This is a genomic window from Catenulispora sp. GP43 (assembly GCF_041260665.1).
GTDB lineage: Bacteria > Actinomycetota > Actinomycetes > Streptomycetales > Catenulisporaceae > Catenulispora.
Genome location: NZ_JBGCCT010000014.1, coordinates 85868 through 109825 on the forward strand (window position 1 = coordinate 85868; position 23958 = coordinate 109825).

Below are 23958 nucleotides of genomic sequence, written 5' to 3' on the forward strand. Positions count from 1 at the left end.
GGGGTGAGGCCGCACCGACGGGGTGGCGTGCTTTACTCTCGCGCCAGGTTCGTCTTGTGCGCGAACACCCACCGGTTGCCGGCCAGCGCGTCGTTCGGCTCGGGCAGCGGACCGCGGCCGAGGCGGAGGGTGAAGTCGAAGGGGGTGCTGATCGTCGTGGACCAGCCTCTTTGCGCCAGGGCGCCTGCGGAGTCGGGCCGTGCCTCCTTTGCGAACAGGTCGAGCAGGTCGATGCCGATCTGTCGCTTCGTCGCGGTGTACAGCGGGCTGTCCCGGTACTCCAGCAAGTCTTTGTCGAGTTTCACTTCGAAGGCGAGTGCGCTTCCCGTCGTGGCCAGCCGGTCCACCGCGGCGATGAGCTGCGCCTCGGCGGCGCTCGGCAGGTAGAACAGCAGGCCCTCGGCCAGCCAGGCGCTGGGTGCCGTCGTGTCGAAGCCGGCGTCCGTCAGTGCTCTGATCCAGTCGGCGCGCAGGTCGATCGGGATCGGGACGCGTGCCGCCTTCGGGGTGGCCGCCAGGCCGTCGAGCACCTTGTGTTTGAACGCCAGGACGCCTTCCCTGTCGATCTCGAAGATTACGCAGCCGGCGGGCCAGTCGAGGCGGTATGCGCGCGAGTCGAGTCCGGCTCCGAGGAGGACGACTTGGCGTGTGCCGGCGCGTGTCGCTTGGAGGAGGAAGTCGTCGAAGATCCTGGTTCGGAGGCCGAAGTAGCGTGCGAAGCGGCCCCACAGGGGGTTCGCGTCGCCGTCTGGGACCTCTTCGATGCGGACGGGCCAGTCCGCGGACGCCGGTGCGGTGTGTACGAAGTGCTCGGCGTAGATGTCCCGGGCGAGGCTGTCGGGGCGGTGGGTCTCGATCGCGCGGGCTGCGGCGACCAACAGGGCGGTGACACCGACACCGTCGTCCACGCCTCCCGCGCCGGCGTTCCGCTGCGACACGTCGGCCGTCATGGGTGCTCCTTCTTGCTGTGCGGTATCAGGACGGGTTTGACGACGCGGCCCGTCTCGCAGTCGCGCTCGGCCTCGTTGACCTCGTCGAGCGGATAGGTGCGGATCAGCTGGTCGAAGGGGAAGCGGCCGGCCTGCCAGAGCTCTGTCAGCCGCGGGATGAGCAGGCCGGGCACCGCGTCGCCCTCGCAGATGTGGGACAGTTTCCGGCCGCGGTCGAGGGTTCCGGGCTCCAGTGGCAGCGGCTGGTGGAGCCGTGCCACCAGGCCGAGGTGACCGGTCGGTCGCAGGGCTCTGAGTGCGTCGTTGATCAGCTCGGGCGAGGCCGTGGTGTCCAGTGCGTACTGGACCCCGCCGTCTGTCAGCTTCCTGATACGGTCGCGAAGGCTGGCCGCCCCGTACAGCGGGATGGCGCCGAAGCGCTCGGCCATCGCCAGCCGTTCGGGATGCCGGTCGACGGCCACGATCACGGCCCCGGCAGCGGCCGCCGCCATCACCGCGGCCAGGCCCACGGCTCCCGCGCCGAGGACCGCGATGGTATCGCCAGGGCCTGCGCGGAAAGTGTTGAAGACCGCCCCGGCGCCGGTGAGGAAGCCGCAACCGAGCGGGCCGAGCAATTCGACGGGCAGTGCGGGATCGACCCGGACGGCGTTGCGGGCCGGCACCATCGCGTACTCGGCGAACGAGGACTGGCCGAACCACCGGGGCGCCAAGGGTTTTCCGGACGCGTCGGTGAACCGCCCGGCGTCCTCCTTGTGCCCGCCGAACAGGTTGAGCTCGGCGAAGGAATCGCAGTAGGCGGGGTCGCCGCGGACGCAGGCGCGGCAATATCCGCAGGAGTCGAAGCTCAGCACGACGTGGTCGCCGACGCTCAGCCGAGTGTCCGGGCCGCCCGTCTCCACGACGACCCCGGCGCCCTCGTGGCCGAGGACGGCCGGCAGCGGCGAGCGGCCCGCGGAGCGCCGGACTGCTAGGTCGGTCCGGCACATCCCGCACCCCGCGATCCTGACGAGGACCTCGCCGGCGGCCGGCCCCGCGTTCAAGGCCACCTCCTCGAGGGCGAACGGGCCTTGGTACGAACGCAGTACCGCCGCGCCGAACCGCATGCTCACGTCACGCCTCCTGAGGCCGGTGCACGACGAACGGCCTGAGGTTCCCGTAGAAACCCCACGGTCCGCCCGCGACCCCGACACCGCTCTCCTTGATGCCCGCGAACGGCTGGGCGAGGGACAGTTCGCCGTGATGGTTGATCCAGACCGTCCCGCATTCGAGCCGCTCGGCCACCGTTTCGGCCCGGTCGAGATCGGTGCCCCACACGGAGCCGCCGAGCCCGAAGCCGGTGGCGTTGGCCGCCTCGACGGCATCGTCGACACTCCGATACGCGAGCACCGGCAGCACCGGGCCGAACTGTTCCTGAGTCACCACCGGGTTTTCGGGCGGCACGTCGGCCAGGATCGTCGGGGCGAAGAAGTAGCCCGGCCCGTCGAGGCGGTGTCCGCCGGCCGCGGCGCGGGCGCCGTCTGCCAGGGCCCGGGCCGTGTAGTGCTCAACGCGGGCGAGTTGAAGGTCGTTGTTGATCGGCCCCAGTTGCGATCCGGCTTCCAGCCCCGGCCGCACGACGGTCCGCTTCGCGCGCTGCGCGAGGGCGTCGACGACCTCGGAGTAGCGCCGGGCCGGGGCGTAGACGCGCTTGACCGCCATACAGATCTGCCCGCAGTTGCGGAACGCCGCCCAGAACAGCCGGTCCGCGATCTGCTCCACGTCCACGTCGTCGAGCAGGATCGCGGCGTCGTTGCCGCCCAACTCCAGGGTGACCCGGGCGAGCGAGGACGCCGCGCCGCGCGCCACGGCGCGGCCGGTGGGAATCGAGCCCGTGAACGTGACGTGGCGGATCCCCGGGTGGGTGGCGAGCCGGTCGCCGAGGGGTTCGCGGCCGGTGACGACCGTGAGGACGTCCTCGGGCAGTGCGGCGGCGAGGACGGATCCCAGCATCCTGGTGGCCAGCGGCGTGAACGGGGAGGGCTTGAGTACCACCGTGTTGCCCGCGGCGAGCGCGGGGGCGAACTTCGCGGAGGCGAGTTGGAGCGGGAAGTTCCACGGGACGATCGCGGCGACGGGCCCGAGCGGCTGCCAGCGGACCTCGCTGCGCATCGGCCGTCCGTCCGCGATCGGCTGGGTTTCCGGGCGGAGTGCGGCGAAGTAGCGCAGGCGGGCCGCTGTGCGGGCGACCTCCGCGTTCGACTCGGGCAGCGGCTTGCCCTGTTCGCGGGTGAGCAGCGGAGCGAGGTCGGGCCCGGCCTGCTCCACCGCGTCGGCCGCCGCGAGCAGTGCGGCGGCGCGGGCGTCGGGGTCGGCCCGCCACCCGCGCCAGGCCGCGTGGGCCCGGTCGACGATCGCGTCGAGTTCCTCAGGCTGCTGATCCGGCGCCTCGTCGAAGGGTTCGCCGGTCGCGGGATCGAGGACTGCGAAGCTGTCGCCGCGGGCCTGGTGCGGGCGGCGCGGGCGGTGCGGGTGACGGGACTCGGTCGTCGGCATGCGGCGGCTCAGTTCCCGGCGGCGACGGTCGTCTGTTCCTGTCGGTGCCGGTCCATCTCGGCCCGGAAGGCGGCGACCAGGTGCGGCTGGATCCGTCCGGTGGTGCGGTCGCCACGCTCGCACACCGCCCCGCGCACTCCCACGATGTCGGTGCCGATGCCGGTGAGCGTGCCGAGGTCGTCCGCCCGGACGCTGCCCGCGAGCGCCGCGAGCAGGCCGGCGTCGTGGGCCCGTCGGACGAACTCGGCGCAGAGTTCGGGCGGCACATGGTCGAACAGCCGGGTCCCGTCCTTGATCGCGGTGTCGAGCATGGCCGCGTCGCAGCCGGAGCGGGCGGCGATGTCGGGCAGCGCCAGCGGGTTGACGCAGCCGATCCGGTGGGCGTCGGCGTACCCCGAGGCGACGACGAGCGCGTCCGACCGGTGGTCCTTCACCGCCCGCACGACCGCGCGCATGACGGTGACGGCCTGGTCGGGCGTCGTGCATCCGTAGAGGCCGACCTTGATGTAGGTGGCGCCCGAGACGGCCGCGCCGAGCGCCGCCTGGGCGACCGTGCCGGGTTTGTAGGGGACGTCCCCGACGGTCGCGGACACCGGTTTGTCCGCGGGGACGGCGTCGCGGATCTCCCTGATCACCCACGGGAAGTTCGCCCCGAGCGAGCCCTCGTCGGGCTTCTTGACGTCGACGATGTCCAGGAACCGCGCCGCCTTCGCGCAGTCGCGGGCCTCTTCGACGTCGGCGGGGGATATGAGCAGCAGCACCGCGCTCTCCTTTCGGTGGGTGCTCAGCGCTGTTGCGCGGGAATCAGGTGGTTGCCGCGGGTGTCGCCGTTGTGCGGCTCGTAGAACTCCACGATCGCGGCCCGCCACACCTCCGCCTCGATCCGGTCCTGCGCGTCGGGGCCGAAGGAGTCGAAGAGCGCGTGCAGGTTCTCGTGCCCGAAGCCGATCGCCTTCATCAGCGCCTCGAACACGGGGCGCTCGATGAGCCCGTCGCGGTCCGGATCGCCGAGTGCGGACAGTGCCTCGGCGAATTGCTCGACGGCCGCCCCGAAGCGCTCCGGGCTGAGCACGAAGGGCCGGAACTCCTCGACGGTGATCCGCCCGTCGCCGCGCTCGTCGAGCTCGGCGGCCATCGTGTCCCAGTAGCGCTCGAAGGCGGCGCGGATCGCGTCCTTCGCGCCCCGGTCGGATCCGGTCGCGGCGGCGACCACGCGGTTCGTCATGAGCTCGATGTCGGTGGCCTCGATGAAGCCGTTGCCGTCGGTGTCGAAGAGGTCGAAGACGTGCTCGACCCGCCTGGCGGCCTGAGGGTGATGGTTCATGGGGATTCCAGCCTCCCGTTCCGCGGTGACCTACTTGTCTGATTGTCCGGTCAAAGGCCGGATTCGTATCACTTGAGGGCCCTTATTCACTCGATCGTGGACCCCGCCGCCATAGGCTCATCCGGTGACTCCTCCCGACCTGCACGAGTTCTTCGCGACGGCCGCCGGCGTCGCCGGAGCATTGGTGGGCCTGCTCTTCGTGGCGATCTCCGTCTCCGGCGACAGACTCACCGACCACGTCGACGCCCGCACCTACCGCCTGCGCGCCTCCGGCACGCTCACCGCGTTCACCAACGCCCTGACCGTGTCGCTGTTCGCGATCCTGCCGGGGGAGAAGGTCGGCTGGACGACGCTCATCGTGTCCGTGATCGGCCTGATGTTCGTCGGCGGCTCGGCCATCTCGATCGTGCGCGCCCAAGCCCTGACCTGGCAGTACCGGCGCGACATCTTCTTCATGGTCACGCTCGCCACGCTGTTCGTGTTCCAGCTGTGCTACGGCCTGGCCATCATCGCCAGGCCCGGCGACGCCAATGCGCTGGACACCGTGGCCGTCCTGGTGATCGTGTTCTTCCTGGTCGGCATCGCCCGCACCTGGGAGCTGATCGGCGGCCCCGCGTTCGGCCTGACGCACGAGATCAGGGGGCTGGCCGGGCGGGGGAGTGGGGAGAACGCCCGGAAGGCGCCGGAGCCGGTCGAGCCGCCGAGCGCCGAGGGACAATGATCTTCATGCGCATAGCACTACTGGGCCCGCTCGCGGTGTTCCCGGACGACGGCACTCCCGCCGAGGTCGGCGGACAGCGGGTACAGGCGTTGACGGCCCTGCTCGCGCTCCAGGCGGGACGCACCGTCGCGTCGAGCTGGCTCATCGACGGGGTGTGGGGCGAGCAGCCGCCGGCCAACGCCGCGAACGCGTTGCAGACCCTGGTGAAGCGGCTGCGTGCGGTGTGCGGAGCCGACGCGGTCGTGACGCGCACCGGTGGCTACCGCCTGGCCGTCGCGCCCGAAGACGTCGACGCGCATCGCTTCACCACCGCGCTGGACCAGGCGCGCCGCTTGGTGGCGCAGCGGTCCGACGAACGCGCCGCCGACCAGGTGGCCGAGGCGTTGCGGGCTTGGTCCGGCCCGGCGGCGCTGCCCGGGCTGCGCGACTTCCCCGGGGTGACTGCCGCGGCCACCGCCTTGGACGAGGCTCGGCTGGACGCCGTGGAACTGCTCGCCGACTGTCGTCTGGCACTGGGACGCGCCGCGGAGTCGATCAGCCTGCTGGCCGCCGAGGCGGCGCTGTCTCCGTTGCGGGAGTCGCTGACGGCCCGGCTGATGGTGGCGCTGGACGCGGCCGGCCGCCGTTCCGAGGCGCTCACGGTGTTCCAGCGGGCCCGGGAGACGCTGGACGCCGAGCTCGGCGTGGGTCCGTCCGGCGAGTTGATGGCGGCCTATGCGCAGGTCCTCGGCCGGAATCCGGCGCCGACACAGATACCGATACAGACACAGATACCGATACAGACACAGACGCGAATACAGATACAGACCAACCTGCCGCAGTCGCGCAGCACGTTCATCGGCCGCGACTCCGAGAGCGGGATCATCAGCGGCCTGCTGGAGCACGCGGCCCTGGTGACGCTGACCGGCCCCGGCGGGACCGGGAAGACACGCCTGGCCCTGGAGACCGCGACCCGGCTGGTGGGCGGCTTCGCGGACGGGGTCTGGCTGGTCGAGCTCGCGGGCGTGACCGATCCGGCGCTGGTCGGCAGCGCGGTGCTGGCCGTGTTCGGCATCCGGGACGACGAGAACGACGAGAACAGCGCGGAGGCGCGCGGCGACGAGGGGCGCTTCGAGGCGAGGGAGGCGCGGGCAGTCGCCGAAGCGCTGGCAGGCCGCCAGTCGCTACTCGTCATCGACAACTGCGAGCACCTGCTGGCCCCGGTCGCCGCGGTGGTGCACGAGATCGTCGACCGCTGCCCGGGCGTCAAAGTCCTGGCCACCAGCCGTGAGCCCCTGGACCTGCCGGGCGAGCACCTCGTGCCGGTGCCGGCGCTGTCCCTGCCGCCGGTCGGCGCCGACCCCAGGCAGGCGCTGGAGTCCACGGCGGTCTGGCTGTTCGTGGACCGCGCCGCACAGGTCCGCCCCGGCTTCCGTCTGGACGAGGCCACCTGCGCCGCGGTCTGTGAGGTCTGCCGTGAGTTGGACGGCATCCCGCTGGCCCTGGAGCTGGCCGCGACGCGGATGCGGGTGATGAGCCCGGACGATCTGGCCGCCGGCCTCGCCGATCGGTTCGGGCTCCTGGCCGCCGGCCGGCGGGCCGCCGACCCCAGGCATCGCAGTCTTCGCGCCGTTGTGGCCTGGTCCTGGGACCTGCTCACTGAAGACGAACGCGACCTGGCCCGCCGACTTGCGGTGTTCGGCGGCGGTACGGATGCCGAGACTGTCAGGGAACTGTTCGGCCGGTCTGCGGTGACGACGCTCGCCGCGCTCGTGGACAAGTCGTTCGTGCACTGGGACGGCCTGCGCTATCGCATGCTGGAGACCATTCGTGCCTACGCTGCCGAGAACGCGGAGGCTGCCGGCGTCCTGGATGAGGCCGCGCGCCGGCACGCCGACTTCTTCACCGGCCTGGCGGAGAAAGGGGAATCGGCGCTGCGCAGCGCCGAGCAGCCCCAGTGGGTGTCCCGTCTGGGAGCCGAGCACGACAACGCCGCGGCGGCTCTGGGCTGGGCGGTGGCGAACGGCCGGACCCGGATCGCGCTCCGTCTCTTCGGCAGCCTCAGCTGGTATCTGCTGCTGCGCGGGCATCGCAGCGAGCTGATGACTTGGCGTCGCAGGGTCCTGGCTCTCGTGCCCGAGGGGCCGCCGTCGGGACTGACTTCGGCCTACCTGGCGTGTGCGTTCGCGGCGGATCTGCAGGACCACCTGGACCCGCGACGCTGGAACCGTATGGTGGATGACGGCTTCCTGGTGCGCTACAAGCAGGCTTTGACCGAGGACCACAAGCCGCATCCGCAGTTCGCGCTCGTCGCCGCCGTGCACGCCCCCGAGGACGGCCCGCGAGATCTCGACCGGCTCACAGCGGCCGCCGAAGCCTGGCTGGCCGGGAACGCATTGCTGCTCCGCGGCGGCGCCCGATACAACGAGGGCACGTACGATCAGGCGTCGGCGGATCTGGAACACGCGGTGGCGGTGCTGCGGCGAGGCGGCGATGTCTTCACTCTGATCAGGGCCCTGTTGACGCTGGCGACAGTCGTGGTGCGCACCGACAGCGCCGTGTCCGCCGCGCGGCTGCTCGACGAGGCCGACGAGCTGATCACCCGATGGTCCAGCGCGGAGGAGGCGGCCGTCGCTTTCGCCTGGATCGCCCACCTGCACTATTGGGATGCGGACCTGGACGCCGCGCGAGCCAACCTGGACAAGGCGCGCGGCCACCAGAGCGCCGACATGTCCGCCGCCGCCTCCATCACACTCACCGTCGTCGAGGCCGACGTGCTGCGCGCCTGCGGGGATCTGAACAGTGCCCTGATTCGCTACGCCGAGGTGATCCGCGTCCTGGACGAGGGACTGCCTCCGGACGACCCGATCGGCGTCTATCCGGCCGCGACCCTGCGCCTGGCCCACCTATCGACGGCCACGGCGCTCCCCCCGTCTCCGGCAGCCGCCAACGCCAATACCGTGGCCTTGTGGAGCCGCCTCACCTACGCCTTCGCCCTCCTGGAGAACAACGACGCGGCAGCCGCCCGCCGACAACTGGAAGTCCTCCTCGACCTGTTGCGCACCGCACGGCACCTCCCGCTTCTGCTGGGCGCGACCGTAGCCGTGGCCGCGCTGGCCCACACCCGCGGCGACCCCGAGAACGCGGCGGTGTTGCTGGGCGCGGCCACGTCCCTGCACCGCGAGCGTCCTGACGGCGGCCCGAACACCGCTCGCCTGATCGCCGTCACCGCGGCGCGCTGGGCGAGGAGGCGTTCGCCGACGCCATGATCCGCGGATCCCGGATCGACGCCGAGTCCTTGCCAGGGCGGCTTCTCGAACTGCTCTGACGAAGGTCCTGCACCAGACGAAGGCCCTGCACCAGACGAAGGTCCTGCACCACTGGTCCGGACGCCCCCCGTTGGTCCGGACCAGTGGTTTCCATGGCCGTGCAGCCTGTTCGGCGTGGAGCCTCGGCCGCACGAGAACCAGAGTCGCAGGGCCCGCTGGCAAAAAGCTGGCAGCGGCGAGTGCGTGTCAGCGCGCCCGCACGGCCTCGATGCCCGCTTCCAGATCCTTGCGGAGCGGACTGTCGGGATGAATGCGATACCTGTCGATGATGGTGCGTGCGGTCTGGTAGTGGTCGTGCGCGCGGTCGATGTCGCCGATCTGCCGATAGGTGTCGGCGAGCGCTATCAGAGCGGCGGCTTCGTAATGCGGACCGTTCTCTTTGCCGATCTCGAGCCCCTGCTCGATCATCGTCAGGCCGAGCTCGGGATCCCCGGATCCGGCGTGGACCCGGCCGAGCAGCACCAGGTTCTCACCTTCGCTGTGGCGCCTCTTGACCTGCCGGGACAACTCGAGTGCCTCGGTGAGGACGGTCAGCGCGCGCTGGAAGTCACCGCGGCGGAAGTAGGCCTGGCCCAGGTTGCCGACCGCGGCGGCGTGGGCGTTGTGGTTGTCGTTCTCCTGCGCGACCGCGATCGCCTCTCCCAGCACGTCGATCGCCTCGGCGCTCCGGCCCAGCTGGACCAGGATCCCGCCGATGTTCGTCAGGAGGTCCCCGTTCCGCCAGCCGTCGCCGAGGTCCCGGGTCATGGCCAGGGCCCGTTGGGACACCTCCAACGCCGCGGCCATGTTGCCGTGGTCGAAGTGCAGGACCGCTATGTTCTGCAGCGTTATCGACTCCCCGCGCAGGTAGCCGATCTCGCCGCAGATCACGGCGGCCTCTTCCAGGACGGCGAGCGCTTCGTCGAAGTGGCCCAGGCAGTCGTGGGCGATACCGAGCTGGTTGAGGATCTGCGCCCGCCGTTGTGCCTCGTCCGCGGGCACCATGGCCAACGCCGCCGTGTGCAGGTGCAGCGCGTCGGCGAGCCGGCTCGTGTCCTCCAGGTACTGCCACAACAGGATGGACATCGGCACCGGATCGGCCACGCCGAGCAGGGCGAGCCCGATGATGTTGCGGTGCTCGGCGTCGAGCCAGGACTGCGTGTCGTCGGCCCCGATGAACGCCGGAGGCGGTGTGGCCGGCTGCGGGATCTCGATCGTCTGCTGCTTCTGCTGTGGGTACAGCGCGTCCATCGCGGCCGCGGTGGCCGCCAGGTAGTACGCGCCGAGGCGGTTCTCCGCAGCCTGACGCTCGTCGACGGACACGCCGCCGTCGACCGTCTCGGCGAACTCCGCGGCGAACAGGAGCAGGAGGTCATGCAGCTCGTAGCGCCCTGCTGTCCGGTGGTCCAGGAGGTACTCGTCGACGAGGCCCTCCAGGATGGATTCGGCCTCGGCCGGTGACAGGCCGGCTGCCGCGGCCATGGCCGCGGCGGTGAAGCTCGAGCCGGGGAACAGCGTTGCCCAGCAATACACTCGCTGGGCGGCCCTCGGGAGCGCGCGAACCGACAGGTCGAACAGGGAGCGGACCCCTTGCTTATCCGCCCCTCCAACCCCTGCCGCCCTTCCCGCGCCGCTCGAACCCAGCGCGTCCAGACCGGTGGACTCCAGCCGGTCGACGAGCTCGGCGAGCCGCCAGGTGGGACGCCGCCGCAGTTGGCCGCCGGCGAGCGCCACGGCCAGCGGTAGGCGGCCGCACAGTCTGACGATCGCCGCGGCGGCCTGCGGCTCGGCCGCGACGCGTGCCTCGCCGACGATCAGAGCCAGCAGGGCCGACGCCTCATCCTCGCGGAACAGTCCGAGCTGGCACAGAACGGCGTCGGCCAATCCGGTCAGGCTCCGTCGGCTGGTGATCAACACCAGACAGGACGGATTCGCCGGTATCAGATCCCTGACCTGGTTCTCGTCGGCGGCGTTGTCCAGGACGATCAGCGCGTCCTGGTCGTGCAGACGGTCCCGGAACATCGCCGAGCGGTCCTCGCGGCTCTCCGGGATCGCCTGCGCCGGAACGCCGAGCTGCCGGAGGAAGCCGTCCAGCACCACGGCCGGATCCGCCGGCGGATGATCCGGATCGAAGCCGCGCAGGTTCACGAACAGCTGCACGTCCTTGTACCGGCCCGCGCGCACCAGCTCATGAGCCGCGCGGACCGCGAGCCGGGTCTTGCCGATGCCCGCCATGCCCTCGATCGCCGACACCACCACCGTCGGTGACGACCCCGGATCCCGGTCGATCGCGGCGAAGAGCGCTTGAAGCTCCTGGGCGCGGCCGGTGAAGGTGGCCAGATCGGCGGGCAGTTGCCGGAACACCCCGGTCGGGCCGCCGCCGCGTTCCTGGACTTGGACGCGTACACAGGCCGCGCGCCACTGGGCCACGGCCGGTTCGGCCAGCCCCAGGGCCCGAACGGTCGCCGTGACCAGGTCCAGATCCAGCCTGCGACGCCTGGTCTGGAACAGGTCGCCGATCGTGGTGTGCGCCAGCACCTGCGGCGGCCTCAAGCCGCTGCCCACGGTTTTGGCCAGCGTCCGATACGGCGGCGACCCCGCCCACACCCGCAGGCGGCCCAGCGCCTCGATGAACTCACCGAGATCCCGGGCCTCCGCCGGATCCGGCGGAGGCCCTTCAGCCGCATCCACAGACCACCCCAAGACGTCCCAACTCCAGCTGCGTATGGAGATGGAGTCAGTGTACGGACTTGGACGGACTGCGGGATTCGCAGGGCACTGTCATGGAAGATCGGATCGACTCGCTCGACTGGTGGGCGGGCCAAAACGCCGGCACTCAGGGAGCGACGATGACCGTCTTCCCCGGCAACCGCCCGGCGGCGGCGTCCTCATGCACGGCGGCCATGTCGGTGACCGGGCGGCGATCGGCGACGTGCAGCTGGAGCTTGCCGGCGTCCACCTTGGCGACCAGCTCGGCCAGCTGCGCGCCGTCGCTTCGGACCCACAGGCTCGCGCTGCGGACTCCTCGGGCGGCGTCGTCGGGGATCGGGCCGGCCGTGCTCGCGGCGACCCCGCCGTCGGCCACGTAGTTCGTCAGCTGGGCGAGTTCCTCCGGCGAGACGCGCACGTGGTTCACCACGACCTGGAACGGGCCGCTCACCGCGGCCGGGCCTTCGGTCAGGGCCAGGGGGCCGACGACCTGGTTCGCGCCGTAGCCGCGGAGGCGGTCCGCGTGCTCCGGCACGTCCACCGCGGTCACGTGCGCTCCCGCGTCGACGGCGAGCTGTACCACCAGGCTGCCCACCGCGCCGCCGGCCCCGTTCACCAGGACGGTCTGACCGGGCTTCAACTCGGCCAGCTCGAACACCGCCTGCCAGGCCGCGAGGCCCGTCAGCGGCAGCGCCGCGGCGTCGACCAGGTCGGTGCTCGTGGGCGCCGGGGCCAGGGACTCGGCCGCGACGAGCACGTACTCGGCGGCCCCGCCGGCGGAGTCCAACGGCAGCATGGCCACGACCCGGTCGCCGATTTCCAGGTCCGTCACGTCCGCGCCGAGGTCGGCGACGGTGCCGGCCAGGTCGATCCCGGGCACGTACGGGAGCGCGATCGGGATCATCTGGGCCAGGACGCCGGCACGGATGTGGTCGTCGACCGGGTTGAACGAGGTGGCCGCCACCTTCACCAGCACCTGTCCGGGGCCGGGCACCGGGCGTTCCACGTCCTCGTAGCGCAGGACCTCGTGGCCGCCGAACTCGTGGAAACGTATTGCCTTCATGGGTTTTCCTCCAGGATGGATCGATGCCGTCGCCGACGGATTCGGCGATCAGACGGGAAGCCGGAGTCCGGCGGGGTTTCAGGTGAGCTGTACGGACCGGGTCGAGTTGCCCATGACCATGCGGTCGATGGCGCTCACGGCGCTGCCGGGGTCGTCGGCGGCGCCGACGGTGAGCAGCAGCGGGACGAAGTGCTCTGCCGTGGGGTGGGCGATCGCGGCACCGGGTCCCTTGGCGCGGTAGTCGGTGAGGACGTCGACATCGCCCCGGGCCAGGGCGTCCACGGCCCATTCGTCGAAGGCCGCGGTCTCGACCGTGAGTTCCGGACGCTGGAAGACGGCGAAGCTGTGCGTCATGAATCCCGAGCCGAGGACCAGGATGCCTTCGGCGCGCAGCGGACGCAGGCGCGTTCCGAGCTCGAGCAGGGCGCCGGGATCCAGGCTCGGCATCGAGAGCTGCACGACCGGGATGTCCGCCGCGGGATACATGGCCATGAGCGGGATGAAGGCGCCGTGGTCCAGGCCGCGGTCGGCGAACTCGTGCACCGGTGTGCGGCCAAGCAGGCCCGCCAGGCGCCGAGCCAGGCCGGTGGCGTCCGGGGTCGCGTAGGGGAGGGTCTTGTAGCGGGGGTGGAAGCCGCTGAAGTCATAGTAGAGCGGGGTGCCCGCCGCGCTCCCGGAGATCGCCACCGGTGCCCGTTCCCAGTGTGCTGAGATGACGACGACGGCTCGGGGCTTGGGTATCGACTGGGCCCAGGCGAACAGCTCGCCGATCCACTGCGGATCGTCGAGGGTGAACGGGGCCCCGTGGCTGACGAAGAGACTGGGCAGGGGGCCGTCGGAGTCGTTCCACGGACGCTGCTCGCGCGCCCGCGGCAGGACGCGGGCGAGGTGGTCGTCGTATGCCCCGGCCGGTAGGCGTGACGGGAAAGGCGACGTCCGGCTGTCCGCGGGGGTCATCGCTATCGGCTCCTTCACCGTGGTCGTGAGCCTGGCCGAACCGTCTTCTCACTTGCCCAGGCAAGTCAGAACGTACCCCGCGGGAGTTGCCTTGGCAAGTCATGTGAGGTGACCGGGCAAGTAAGATGGGCGGCATGGACCATCCCTCACCCTGGCTCGGCGACGACCAGCAGGCCGTGTGGCAGGACCTGCTCACCGTCGTCATCGCCCTGCCGGCGGCCCTCGACCGCCAGCTGCAGCGAGACGCCGGGATCTCCAACTTCGAGTACGGCGTCCTGGCCCGGCTCTCCATGGCCGATGAGGTCACGATGCGGCTCAGCGACCTGGCCCGGGACTGTGACAGCACCCTGCCCCGCCTGTCGAAGCTGATGGACCGCTTCGAAGCCCGCGACTGGGTCGTCCGGCGGCCCGACCCCGCCAACGGCCGCTACACCCTCGCCACCCTGACCGAGGCCGGGCAACAGAAGCTCGTCGAGAGCGCGCCGGAACACGTCGCGCAGGTGAAGCGGCTCGTGTTCGATCCGCTCAGCGCCGCTCAGCGCCGAAACCTCGGCGTGGCGCTGTCGCACGTCGCCGCCACCCTGCGCCGGGAACTCGACGGAGGGTGAGCGGTGATGAGAATGCGCTCAGGCCGTGACCAGATTGAACACCGGGTAGATCTTCGGCGTCGGTGTCGGGGCGCCGACCTCCTGGTGCAGCGGGGCGACGATCTGCCCGAACTGCTGGAGGGCCTGCTCGGATTCCCAGACGTCGACGATGAGCAAGCCGTCGGGGGTGGTGGCGGTGGTGTGCGAGAGCAGGCCCGCCACCGGCCAGTCCGAGGGGGACTTCGCGCCCCGGCCGTCGCTCAGCTTGTTCGTGATCTGCTGGTACATGTCCTGGGTCATGCCCGGGAGTTCGAAAACCGCGACGACTGCCATGTGCGTCTCCTCATTGTGGGAGCGGTTGCGGACAGCGTCAGTCGAGCACGCTGCCCGGCCCTCCGCCCGACACCGCGACCGCTCGGGTGACGCTGACGCGTTACGGGCGACGCGCGACGGACATCAGATCGTCCGCCGCAACGTCGTCTCCACAGCGTCGACCAGCGGATCGCCGTCGCTGCGCGGATGCCGCGTGAGACCGAGTTCGAGGTCCGGCAGCGGCGGCAGGGCCTGCGGGTTGTGGATGGCCATCGCCGGTTCGAGATTCGAGGGCAGGAGCGCTGCCACTCCCAGCCCGGCCCGCAGCGCGGCGAGCACGCCGGCCAGGCTGTTGCTCTCGAACGCCACCCGCCAGCGCCGGCCGGCGCGCTCCAGCGACTCCAGCAGTGACGTGCGCCAGACGCACGGGTTCGAGAACAGCACCACCGGCAGCGGATCGGCCGTGACGTCCACGCCGTGGCCGACCGCCCACGCCAGGGGGCGGCGCACCGTCCAGCGCGGCGGTGCGGGAAGGTCACCGACCGCGTCGAGCACGAGCTGGACGCGGCGCGTGTCGTAGGCCTTGCGCATCTCGGCGGTGGAGAGGCTGAGGACCTCCAGGGTCGCGTCCGGGTGCAGGCCGGCCAGGTCGGCGAAGGCCTGCGGCAGCTGGTACGCGGCGAGGTCCTCGAGCAGGCCGATGCCGCAGCGGCCGGTGAGGGCGCGGCCGGCTTCGGTGAGGGCCTGGTCGGACAGGGACAGGATGCGCTCGGCGTAGGGCAGGAGCTCCTCGCCGGCCCGGGTCGGCAGGACGCCGGAGGTCGAGCGGTGCAGCAGCGGGCGGCCGACGGTGCTCTCGAGTTTGCGCAGCTGCTGGCTGAGTGCGGGCTGGGTGTGTCCGAGGGCTGTCGCGGCCCGGCTGATGCTGCCGACCCGGACGGCGGTGACGAACGACCGCAGCAGGATGATCTCAAGATCCCTTGCCATAAGCAGCCATTATGCCAGCCCCAATGAGATTCCGTCTTCCTATGGCCGTGCGGGCGTTCTACCGTCACAAAGGTGATCAGATACCGACGAGTGCTCGCCGTGCCGGGGCTGGCGTCGCTGCTGGGCGTCTCACTGATCGCCCGCGCCGCGCTCGCGGCCGACATGATGACGCTGACGCTGTACGTCGTGCTGGGCCTGCACATGAGCTACGCCGCCGCCGGTGGTGTCGCGGCGGCCCTGACCGCCGGGTTGGCGCTGGGCGCGCCGCTGCTCGGCCGCCTGATCGACCGCCGCGGCGCGCGTGTGGTGCTGCTGTCCACCGCCGCGGTCCAGGTCGTGTTCTGGCTGAGCCTGCGGCTCCTGCCCTATCCGATCCTGCTCGGCGCGGCCTTCGCGGCGGGTCTGCTGATGGTGCCGGCCCAGCTGGTGACCAGGCAGGCGATCGCCGCGACGACGACCGCGGGGCAGCGCCGGGCCGCCTTCGCGCTGGAATCGATCCAGGGCGAGCTGTCGTATGTGCTGGGCCCGCCGCTCGTGATCCTCGGCGCGACGGCGGTGTCCCCCGGCGCGGTGGCGTGGGGTACCGGCGCCGCGATCGTGGTGGGCGGTGCGGGCATCGCCCTGCTCAACCCGCCGCTGCGGGCCGAGGGCGAGGCGGACGCCGGGCCGGCCGTCCGTCCCCGTCGCCGGGAGTGGCTGGGTCTGAGCATGATCGCGGTCCTGGTGATGGCGTTCGGCACGGCGGTGCTGCTCAGCGGCACCGAACTGGCGATCGTCGCCACCCTCAGGGCATCCGGTCAGGTGTCCTGGGCCGGCCTGGTCGTGGTGGTGTACGGCGTGTCCTCGATTGTCGGCGGGCTCATATACGGCTCGCTGTCCCGGCCGCTGCCCACGTGGCTGCTGCTCGCCGGACTCGGACTGGCGACCGTCCCGGCCGCGCTCGCCCACAGCTGGCTCGGGTTGTGCGTGGTCGGCATCGGCGCCGGGCTGCTCACCGCGCCGACGCTGTCCACCGTGGCCGACGCGGTGAGCGCGCTCGCACCGGCCAGCGTGCGGGGCGAGGCGACCGGCTTGCAGTCCTCGGCCCTGAGCGCCGGCTTCGCCCTCGGATCCCCGATGGTCGGGGGAGTGATCGACCTGTCGGTGCCGGCCGTCGGCTTCGTGGTTTCCGGGGTGGTGGCTCTGGCCGCCGCGCTGACGGGATACCTGCTGTCACGCCGCACGACGGCCGCGGCTCGGTCTCCGCTTGAGCCTTCAGCACCCTTACAGCCCGCCGAGCTTGTCGGGCAGCGCAGGTAGACAGGCGCGACAGCCGTCGTGCCCTCGTGGGGCGCCCATCGTCAGTCGCGCACCTGGCGGTTACGCCCCGCCCCGTATCCGGTGCCGGCCATGACGATGCTCAGCACCGCGAGCAGCGACAGAGGCAACGCCTGTGACGCGACCGCCGTCGGCGTCGGCGGGCACGGCCGACCTCGGCTCCCTATCGACAGCTCATCGGCTGATCGGCTGCCCGGGTGATTCCTCCGGCTATTCGCCATTCTCGGCATGTTGTTGTCAAGAGGATGGCGTATGGGCTGCTTTAGTCGATGCTGGCACATCGGAATCCCGTCCCGCTTTTGGCCCGGATTCTTCGTCGGCAAAGCAGAGGTCTCCCCGCAAGCTCTACGAACAGAAGGTGCGCACGCATGGATTCTGACAAGCGACACGACCAACTCTGGTCCCGTCGAGGCGTGGTGAAGGGTGCGGCCGGTGCCGCGACCGTGGGCGCCCTGACGCTGGTCTCGCCGCGCGCCGCGCAGGCTGAGACCGCGCCGGCGGCGGATCGGCCGGATCGGCCGGATCGGCCGGACCGGGGGCGTGCCGCCGCTTCGGCCGCCGTCCCGGCTCCGGCCGGCCGTTTCGCCGACGGCGAGACCATGACGGTCCATCTGCGCGACGCGCGCACCGGTGAGCTCGACATCTACGTCGGGGAGCGCCACGTCCGGGTTCGCGACCGGGATCTGGCCGCGCGGCTGATCGCCGCCGCGCGCTGAGCGAGTCCGCCGGCACCCAGGTGCCCCTCGCGCGCCGGGTCGTCTGTCCCGGCGCCGCCGCTCCACATCCACTCAGCCACTTCGTTCCAGCAATCGAGGCTCCCTGATGTCCTCCCACCGCGAAGCCCCCGAGATCTCCAAGGACCCGGTCGCCGACAGCACCGACGTCTACGCGTTCGTCAGCCCGAACGCGCCGGACACCGTCACGCTGATCGCCAACTACCTGCCGTTGCAGGGTCCGGCCGGCGGCCCGAACTTCTACGAGTTCGGCGACGACGTGCTGTACGAGATCCACATCGACAACACCGGCGACGGCCGCCCGGACGTGACCTACCAGTTCCAGTTCAGGACCACCGTCACCAACCCGGACACGTTCCTGTACAACACCGGTCCCATTCTTTCGCTGGACAGCGCCAACTGGAACCGTCGCCAGACCTACACCGTCACCCGCGTCGACGCCAGCGGCCGCTGCACCACGCTGGGCCACGACCTGGCCTGTCCGCCGTGCAACATCGGCCCGCTCTCCACGCCCGACTACCCGAGCCTCGCCCAGGCCGCGGTGCACGACCTGGGCCGCGGGCGCACGGTGTTCGCCGGGCAGCGCGCCGAGGGGTTCTACGTCGACCTCGGGTCGATCTTCGACCTGGGGAACCTGCGTCCCTTCCAGAACCTGCACACCACCTTCAACATCCCGGGCCTGGTGCTTCCCGCGGAGCAGGGCGTCAACACCACCGCGCACCTCAACGTGCACAGCATCGCGCTCCAGGTGCCCATCAAGGACCTGACTCGCGACCACTGGCACGGCGGCAACCCCGCGGACCCGCGCGCGGTGATCGGCGTGTGGACCACGGCCAGCCGGCGCAAGGTCACCGTCCGCGAGGTGGAGGCGGGCCGCGACGAGGAGAACGGCCCCTTCGTCCAGGTCTCCCGGCTGGGCAACCCGCTGTTCAACGAGGTCCTGGTGCCGATGGCGCGCAAGGACGAGTGGAACGCGCTGCCGCCGTCCGACGACAAGCGGTTCGCGCAGTACGTGGCCCACCCCGAACTCGCCGGGCTGCTGCCGGTCCTGTACCCGGGCGTGTTCCCGAACCTGGCCGCGCTGGACGCCGCCGGCACCTCCCGCGCGGACCTGCTGGCGATCCTGCTCACCGGCATCCCCTCGGGCATCATCCCCGGCTTCCAGAACAACACCGGCACCGTGCAGGCCGACATGCTGCGCCTGAACACCGCGATCAAGCCGTCGGCCAACCCCAACCCCCTGGGCCTGCTGGGCGGCGACCTCGCCGGCTTCCCCAACGGCCGGCGCGTCGCCGACGACGTCGTCACCATCGAGCTGCGCGCCATCGCCGGTGTCACCTACGCCCTGGTGGCCACCTACACCCCCGACGCGGCGGCGGGAGTCGTGACCGACTTCATCCCGCCGGTCCCGGGTCTGCCGGCGTACCTGCCGACATTCCCCTACCTCCCGGTCCCGTACAGCGGCTACAACTTCCAGTCCTGACGCGGAACCCGCCACGGCAGCCAGCGCCGGGACAGTCCCGTCACGGGACTGTCCCGGCGCTGCCATCCTTTGCTGGAAACGAGGAAACAGTGAGCGAGCACAACCACGGCCCCTCCCCGGTGGGCAGCGTCGTGCTGAACCTGGGCGAGAACATCGGAGCCCTGATCCTCGAGGCCGACGCGAGCCTGCTCGGCGTCGAGATCGAGATCAGCCCGGTCGGGGCCGACGGCCGGCATGCTTCTGGATCGCAGCGCACTCACAGCATGGTCCGCGAACGCCACACCGTTCCGCACCCCCGCTACGACGCGGTGTACCCGGACCTCGCGGCCGGCCAGTACACGATCTGGCAGGACGCGGACGTGCCCGGCGCGACCGTCACCATCATCGGGGGACAGATCACCACTCTTACGCTCGCGCACGCAGCGGCAGCGGCAGCGGCAGAGACAGAGACAAAGACAGAGACGACAGAGGCAGCAGCAGAGACAAAGGCTGAGGAGGCACCCTCGTGCTGACCGCCTTCGAACCGTGGCACCTGATCGTCATCGGGGGCATCGCCGTGATGCTCTTCGGCGCCAAGCGCCTGCCCGACAACGCCCGCTCACTCGGACAGTCGCTGCGCATCTTCCGCTCCGAGATCGACGCCGGTCGCACCACACCGAGCGAGACCACAGCACAGGGCAGCGACTCAGTCCCGGTGTCGGAACCGCACAGCTGACCAGGGTCGCTCGTCACTCGGCCAGCAGGAACAGGTTCTCGATCTCCTGCTTGGCCGGTTCGGGTTCCTGCGCGGGGTCGGTCATCAGAACTTGGAGTCGGCAGGCCCACTTCGATCCGGCGTCCGTCTCGGAGTGCTCCAGCATGAGTCCTTCGGCCTCGGCCCAGTCGAACAGGCCGGCGATCGCGGCGATGTGCTGGTCGGGGGAACCGGCGGTGGTCAGGGCCAGGTAGCGGCCCGCCGGCAGCACGCCGTGGTGGACCTCGCCGTCCGGTGCCGTGCTGCCGGCGATCGGCACCCCTGCCTCGACCTGCAGTTCCCGCTCCATGTCGATGACGTTGAGCTTGAAGAACGGCGGCCCGGCCGGGGCGAGCCCGTGGGCGGCGAGCCAGCCGAACAGGTCCGGGATGCGGTCGGCGATCTGGTCGAAGGTCTGCATCGTGACCGTCTGGGCGATCCCGATGTAGTGCTGCTCGGCGCGGTGCACGATGGCTGGCTCGCTGGGCACGGCTGGCTCCTGGGTTCCTCGGCGCGGCGGACGGAACGGCCTCGGCACTCTATGACCGGCCTCTGACAGATCGCTCAGGGTCCTTCGGGGACGTGGCGGGCGGCGATCAGCACGGCGACGTCGTCGGCCGCGGCTCCGCCCGAATACTTCGTCAGGTCGTTTCGGAGATCGTCGAGCAGACCGGCCGAGGACTCGCCGGTCCAGCCGGCGAGGCGTTCGGCGAGCGGGTAGAACTCGCCGTTCTGGTCCCGGGCCTCGCTGACCCCGTCGGTGTAGAGCAGCACCCGGTCGCCGGGGCCGAACGGCACGGTCTCGGTGCGGTATTCGCTGGCGACCAGCGATGACAGGTTGAGCGGGGGAAGCGGCACGTCGGGATGGACCGCGCGGACCCCGTCGGGGTTGAGCATCAGCGGCGGCGGGTGGCCGCAGTTGAGCAGGAAGGCTTCGGGGCGGTCCTCGGGGATCTCCATCAGGATGGCGGTCGCGAAGCGCTCGGCGGAGTCCCGGGTGGAGGCGCGCTCGGCGTAGCGCTGAAGGCTGGTCTCCAGCCGCGCCGCGAGTTCGGCCAGGGTCTCGGCGTCGTAGGCCGCCTCGCGGAAGGACCCGAGCAGCGCCGCGGCCGTCTCCACCGCGGGCAGTCCCTTGCCCTGGACGTCGCCGAGGATGAGCCGCACCCCGTGCGGGGTGCGGACCGCCTCGTACAGGTCGCCGCCGATCTGCGACTGCGCGGCGGCGGCCTTGTAGTACAGCGCCAGCTCGACGCTGCCGAGCCGGTCGGGCAGCGGACGCAGCACCACCTGCTGGGCGGTGCGGGCCACCGAGCGCACTTCGGCGAGGTCGCGTTCGCGGCGCACCCGGACCCGGGCGGCGTACGCGGCGGCGAGGCTGACCGTGAAGATGACGGCCATCACCGAGACCGCGGGCCGGCCGACCCGGCCGTCGTGGATCAGCCCGCGGGCCGCCTCGGCGACCATGGCGAGCAGGCCGACGAACAAAGTGGTCCCCGCGCCCCAGACGGAGGCGGCGAGCGCGGGCGCGGCCACCAGGTACCGGTCGTACTGTTGCCCGCTCGTGCTCTCGGCGTCGGCCAGGGCCGACAGGGCGATCAGTAAGAAGGGCGCGACGCGGACGACTTTGGTGACCCGCGAGGGCCGACCGTCGGGATCGAGGGCACCGGTGGGTTCCGTCATGGCACGCCGGCCGACGTCTCAGCGAGCGGACGCCGGAGGCTCGGCGCGGGCGGCGCGAGTGGCGTCAAGGAGTCCGCGGGGGCGGTCGGGGGCTGCTGGTCGGCGGCCGGGGCGGACGTCACCGGACAAGTCGACCACCGGCGCCCCGGGCACGCGAGGCGAACGTGGCGGACGGGGGAGCTGGGGGAGCCGGTGCCGGCCGTACTGCTAGCGCGCCTGGTCGGGCCCGGCGACGAACTGGTCCACCATGCCCAGCAGCGCGCGCACGGCGGCGCTCGGCTGCCGCGCGGCGGCGGTGGCGATCGACAGGGTCTGGGTCAGCGGGTGGTCCGAGACGCTCAGCGTTCGAAGATCGGGGGCGGCCGGTGCGACGAAGTCCGGGAGGAGCGCCACGCCGAAGCCGTGGCGGATGTACTGCGCCGCGGCGCCGATGTCGGTGGTCTCCAGGGCCACGTGGCGTTCCAGCCCGGCGGCGGCGAAGGCGCGGTCGGCCGCGGTGCGGTTCCCGTAGCCGACGGGGGAGTCGATGAAGGGCTCGGACGCCAAGCGGGTCAGCGACACCGAGTCCTGGGAGGCGATCGGGTGGTCGGGGCGGACCACCGCCGCCAGGCGGACCGCGGCCAGCTCGCGCACGGTCAGGCCGGGCGGCGGGCTGCCGGTCGGCAGGAGCAGGAAGGCGACGTCCAGTTCCCCGTCCTGGACGCCCTTGGCCAGTCCGGCCGATCCGCTGGGGGAGACCCGCAGGCGCACGCTCACGTCGGGGTGCTCGGCGTGGAAGCGGCCGAGCAGGGACGGGAGGTTGACCAGGGTGACCGAGATCAGGGTCCCGATGGTCAGGCTGCCGCGGACCCCGCCCCGGACCTCGTCCACGGCGTCCTGCGCGGCCCGGACGGCGTCCAGGGCGGCGCGGGCTTTGGGCAGCAGGGCGGTGCCGGCGTCGGTGAGCGCGACCCGCTGGGGTGTGCGGTCCAGGAGCTGGATGCCCAGTTCGCGTTCCAGGGCTTTGATCGAGGCCGAGACGCCGGACTGGACGACGTGCAGGCGGGCGGCGGCGCGGGTGAAGCTCAGCTCCTCGGCCACGGCGACGAAGTATTCGAGGTGGCGGTGCTCCATGGCAGCATCATCTCTCATCGTGATGGTGATCAGCAAGAACAATCGTTGGACGTGATAGTCCGCGCCGGACAGACTCGATGACATGTCGATCCAGGCGCCGACCCGCCCCCGTACCGGGCTGAACGAACTGAACCAGCAGAACCAGCAGAACCAGCAGAACCAACAGAGCCGGCAGAACGAGCACGCCGGGCCCCGCCGGCGGCGCGGCCTCTCACACGGGCCGGGCTTCTGGCTGATCGCGGTCGCTTTCGCCGTCGCGATGGCCTTCTCCGCGGCCCCGACTCCGCTTTATGTCCTCTACCAGCACCGTGACCACTTCTCGGCGTTCACCGTCTCCATCGTCTTCGCGGCCTACGCGGTCGGCGTCATCATCAGCCTGTTCCTGGCCGGTCACCTCTCGGACCGGTGGGGACGCCGTCGGGTCCTCATACCGGCCCTGTTGCTGGAAGCCGCGGCCGGCCTGGTGTTCCTGGCGGCGCCCGCGCTGCCCGGGCTGATCGTCGCCCGCGTGGTGAGCGGCCTGGGGATCGGCATGATCACCGCGACCGCCACCGCGCACCTTGGCGAACTGCACGCCACCGCCCGCCCCGGCGCCCACCGCGCCCGCGCCGATCTGACGGCCACCGCCGCGAACCTCGGCGGGCTGGGCGTGGGACCGCTGGTCGCGGGGCTGCTGGCCGAGTTCGTCGGCAGTCCGCTGCGTACGCCGTTCCTCGTCTTCATCGTCCTGCTGGTGGTTGCCGCGATCGGCGTCGCGACCGTCCCGGAGACGGTCGAGCCCGCCCCGGTGCGCCGGCCCTACCGCCCCCAGCGCGTCGCGGTCCCGGCTCAGGACCGTCCGCGCTTCTTCGCCGCGGCCGCCGCGGCCTTCGCCGCGTTCGCGATCCTGGGCTTGTTCAGCTCGCTCGCGCCCGGATTCGTCGCCGTCACGATGCACCACCCCTCGCGGGCTCTGGCCGGCCTGGTCGCCTTCCTCGCCTTCGGCACCGCGGCCGTCGCGCAGATGCTGCTCGGCCGGGCGCCGATCGAGGTCCAGTCCCGCTCGGGCCTGGCGCTCACGGCCGCCGGGCTGGTCGTGGTCAGCGCGGCCCTGTGGCTGCCGAGCCTGCCGCTGTTCCTGGCCGGCGGGGCGATCGCGGGCGCGGGAGCGGGGGTCCTGCTCAAGGTGGCGATCTCGATGGCCGCCGAACTCGCCTCGCCGGCGACCCGCGGTGAGACGCTGGCCGGGCTGTTCCTCGGCGGCTATGTCGGTCTGACCGTCCCGGTCGTCGGCGTGGGGGTCGCGACGCTGTATGTCTCCAGCCAGACCGCGATCGGCGGCTTCGCGGTGGCGATGCTGGTGCTGCTGAGCGTGGTCGGCCAGCAGATGCCTACGCGGCGGAGCCGGGGGTAGCGGTCCGCGCGGGCAATCGGGAGCGTAGGGTGTTCGGCCGTGGTGTCCGACGGGGTCCTTCATGAATCAGTGTCCT

At 71.4% G+C, this 23958-nt stretch carries 22 protein-coding genes; 9 read left to right on the forward strand and 13 right to left on the reverse strand.

The features are described from left to right. Window positions 1-32 precede the first annotated feature (32 nt). From ABH926_RS27090 to ABH926_RS27110, 5 genes are read right to left on the reverse strand one after another with little or no spacing between them, the layout of a single operon-like run. On the reverse strand, window positions 33-950 hold the full coding sequence (locus ABH926_RS27090) for a class I SAM-dependent methyltransferase (protein ID WP_370368604.1): 918 nt from the start codon (window positions 948-950) through the stop codon (window positions 33-35). Then, complete coding sequence (locus tag ABH926_RS27095) at window positions 947-2053, reverse strand: NAD(P)-dependent alcohol dehydrogenase (protein WP_370368758.1); 1107 nt, start codon at window positions 2051-2053, stop codon at window positions 947-949. Before ABH926_RS27095 ends, ABH926_RS27090 begins: the two co-directional genes overlap by 4 nt. A gap of 7 nt (window positions 2054-2060) precedes the next feature. Further along, window positions 2061-3482, reverse strand: coding sequence for an aldehyde dehydrogenase family protein (locus ABH926_RS27100; RefSeq protein ID WP_370368605.1), 1422 nt, complete (start codon window positions 3480-3482; stop codon window positions 2061-2063). Window positions 3483-3490: 8 nt separating this feature from the next. Beyond that, on the reverse strand, window positions 3491-4243 hold the full coding sequence (locus ABH926_RS27105) for a (5-formylfuran-3-yl)methyl phosphate synthase (protein ID WP_370368606.1): 753 nt from the start codon (window positions 4241-4243) through the stop codon (window positions 3491-3493). 23 nt (window positions 4244-4266) lie between these two features. Beyond that, window positions 4267-4806 carry an EF-hand domain-containing protein gene (locus tag ABH926_RS27110; protein ID WP_370368607.1) on the reverse strand — a complete coding sequence of 180 codons (540 nt, stop codon included), beginning with the start codon at window positions 4804-4806 and terminating at the stop codon, window positions 4267-4269. 124 nt (window positions 4807-4930) lie between these two features. On the opposite strand from ABH926_RS27110, the gene ABH926_RS27115 reads away from it, so the two are divergent. Continuing rightward, a complete protein-coding gene (locus ABH926_RS27115) occupies window positions 4931-5527 on the forward strand; it encodes a hypothetical protein (protein ID WP_370368608.1) in 597 nt (198 codons plus the stop codon). Window positions 5528-5532: 5 nt separating this feature from the next. Next, window positions 5533-8775, forward strand: a complete 3243-nt coding sequence (locus tag ABH926_RS27120) for a BTAD domain-containing putative transcriptional regulator (protein ID WP_370368609.1) — start codon at window positions 5533-5535, stop codon at window positions 8773-8775. A gap of 246 nt (window positions 8776-9021) precedes the next feature. Here the strand turns inward: ABH926_RS27120 and ABH926_RS27125 are convergent, their stop codons facing one another. The 3 genes from ABH926_RS27125 to ABH926_RS27135 all read right to left on the reverse strand — a co-directional run bounded on the left by ABH926_RS27125 (window position 9022) and on the right by ABH926_RS27135 (window position 13543). After that, window positions 9022-11505 carry a tetratricopeptide repeat protein gene (locus ABH926_RS27125; protein ID WP_370368610.1) on the reverse strand — a complete coding sequence of 828 codons (2484 nt, stop codon included), beginning with the start codon at window positions 11503-11505 and terminating at the stop codon, window positions 9022-9024. A gap of 145 nt (window positions 11506-11650) precedes the next feature. Next, the gene (locus tag ABH926_RS27130) at window positions 11651-12586 is read right to left on the reverse strand and encodes an NADP-dependent oxidoreductase (protein ID WP_370368611.1); all 936 of its coding nucleotides are present in this window, start codon (window positions 12584-12586) and stop codon (window positions 11651-11653) included. A 78-nt stretch (window positions 12587-12664) separates the two neighbouring features. Next, entirely contained in the window at window positions 12665-13543 is an 879-nt protein-coding gene (locus ABH926_RS27135; protein WP_370368612.1) for a dioxygenase, read from the reverse strand. Between the two features lie 134 nt (window positions 13544-13677). On the opposite strand from ABH926_RS27135, the gene ABH926_RS27140 reads away from it, so the two are divergent. Next, window positions 13678-14151: a MarR family winged helix-turn-helix transcriptional regulator gene (locus ABH926_RS27140; RefSeq protein WP_370368613.1), complete on the forward strand. Its 474-nt coding sequence runs from the start codon at window positions 13678-13680 to the stop codon at window positions 14149-14151. A gap of 18 nt (window positions 14152-14169) precedes the next feature. Here ABH926_RS27140 and ABH926_RS27145 read toward each other — a convergent pair whose 3' ends face one another. Together ABH926_RS27145 and ABH926_RS27150 are read right to left on the reverse strand one after the other, a co-directional pair. Continuing rightward, on the reverse strand, window positions 14170-14463 hold the full coding sequence (locus ABH926_RS27145) for a hypothetical protein (protein ID WP_370368614.1): 294 nt from the start codon (window positions 14461-14463) through the stop codon (window positions 14170-14172). A gap of 123 nt (window positions 14464-14586) precedes the next feature. Further along, window positions 14587-15429, reverse strand: a complete 843-nt coding sequence (locus ABH926_RS27150; RefSeq protein ID WP_370368615.1) for a LysR family transcriptional regulator — start codon at window positions 15427-15429, stop codon at window positions 14587-14589. A gap of 72 nt (window positions 15430-15501) precedes the next feature. Between ABH926_RS27150 and ABH926_RS27155 the strand changes: the two genes are divergently transcribed. The 5 genes from ABH926_RS27155 (at window position 15502) to tatA (ending at window position 19678) form a co-directional block, all read left to right on the forward strand. Continuing rightward, window positions 15502-16728 (forward strand): MFS transporter, encoded by a 1227-nt coding sequence (locus ABH926_RS27155; RefSeq protein WP_370368616.1) that lies wholly within the window; start codon window positions 15502-15504, stop codon window positions 16726-16728. A 386-nt stretch (window positions 16729-17114) separates the two neighbouring features. Next, complete coding sequence (locus ABH926_RS27160) at window positions 17115-17462, forward strand: hypothetical protein (protein WP_370368617.1); 348 nt, start codon at window positions 17115-17117, stop codon at window positions 17460-17462. 106 nt (window positions 17463-17568) lie between these two features. Continuing rightward, entirely contained in the window at window positions 17569-18963 is a 1395-nt protein-coding gene (locus ABH926_RS27165; protein ID WP_370368618.1) for a DUF4331 domain-containing protein, read from the forward strand. Between the two features lie 89 nt (window positions 18964-19052). Continuing rightward, complete coding sequence (locus ABH926_RS27170) at window positions 19053-19475, forward strand: phospholipase (RefSeq protein ID WP_370368619.1); 423 nt, start codon at window positions 19053-19055, stop codon at window positions 19473-19475. After that, the gene (gene tatA, locus ABH926_RS27175) at window positions 19469-19678 is read left to right on the forward strand and encodes a twin-arginine translocase TatA/TatE family subunit (protein WP_370368620.1); all 210 of its coding nucleotides are present in this window, start codon (window positions 19469-19471) and stop codon (window positions 19676-19678) included. Before ABH926_RS27170 ends, tatA begins: the two co-directional genes overlap by 7 nt. 13 nt (window positions 19679-19691) lie before the next feature. Here tatA and ABH926_RS27180 read toward each other — a convergent pair whose 3' ends face one another. The 3 genes from ABH926_RS27180 to ABH926_RS27190 all read right to left on the reverse strand — a co-directional run bounded on the left by ABH926_RS27180 (window position 19692) and on the right by ABH926_RS27190 (window position 22489). After that, window positions 19692-20186, reverse strand: a complete 495-nt coding sequence (locus ABH926_RS27180; RefSeq protein ID WP_370368621.1) for a GyrI-like domain-containing protein — start codon at window positions 20184-20186, stop codon at window positions 19692-19694. Between the two features lie 74 nt (window positions 20187-20260). Next, window positions 20261-21376, reverse strand: coding sequence for a PP2C family protein-serine/threonine phosphatase (locus tag ABH926_RS27185; protein ID WP_370368622.1), 1116 nt, complete (start codon window positions 21374-21376; stop codon window positions 20261-20263). A gap of 207 nt (window positions 21377-21583) precedes the next feature. Then, window positions 21584-22489 carry a LysR family transcriptional regulator gene (locus ABH926_RS27190; RefSeq protein ID WP_370368623.1) on the reverse strand — a complete coding sequence of 302 codons (906 nt, stop codon included), beginning with the start codon at window positions 22487-22489 and terminating at the stop codon, window positions 21584-21586. A gap of 82 nt (window positions 22490-22571) precedes the next feature. Here ABH926_RS27190 and ABH926_RS27195 point away from each other — a divergent pair, with 82 nt between their 5' ends. Beyond that, window positions 22572-23882: an MFS transporter gene (locus tag ABH926_RS27195; protein WP_370368625.1), complete on the forward strand. Its 1311-nt coding sequence runs from the start codon at window positions 22572-22574 to the stop codon at window positions 23880-23882. Window positions 23883-23958 lie beyond the last annotated feature (76 nt).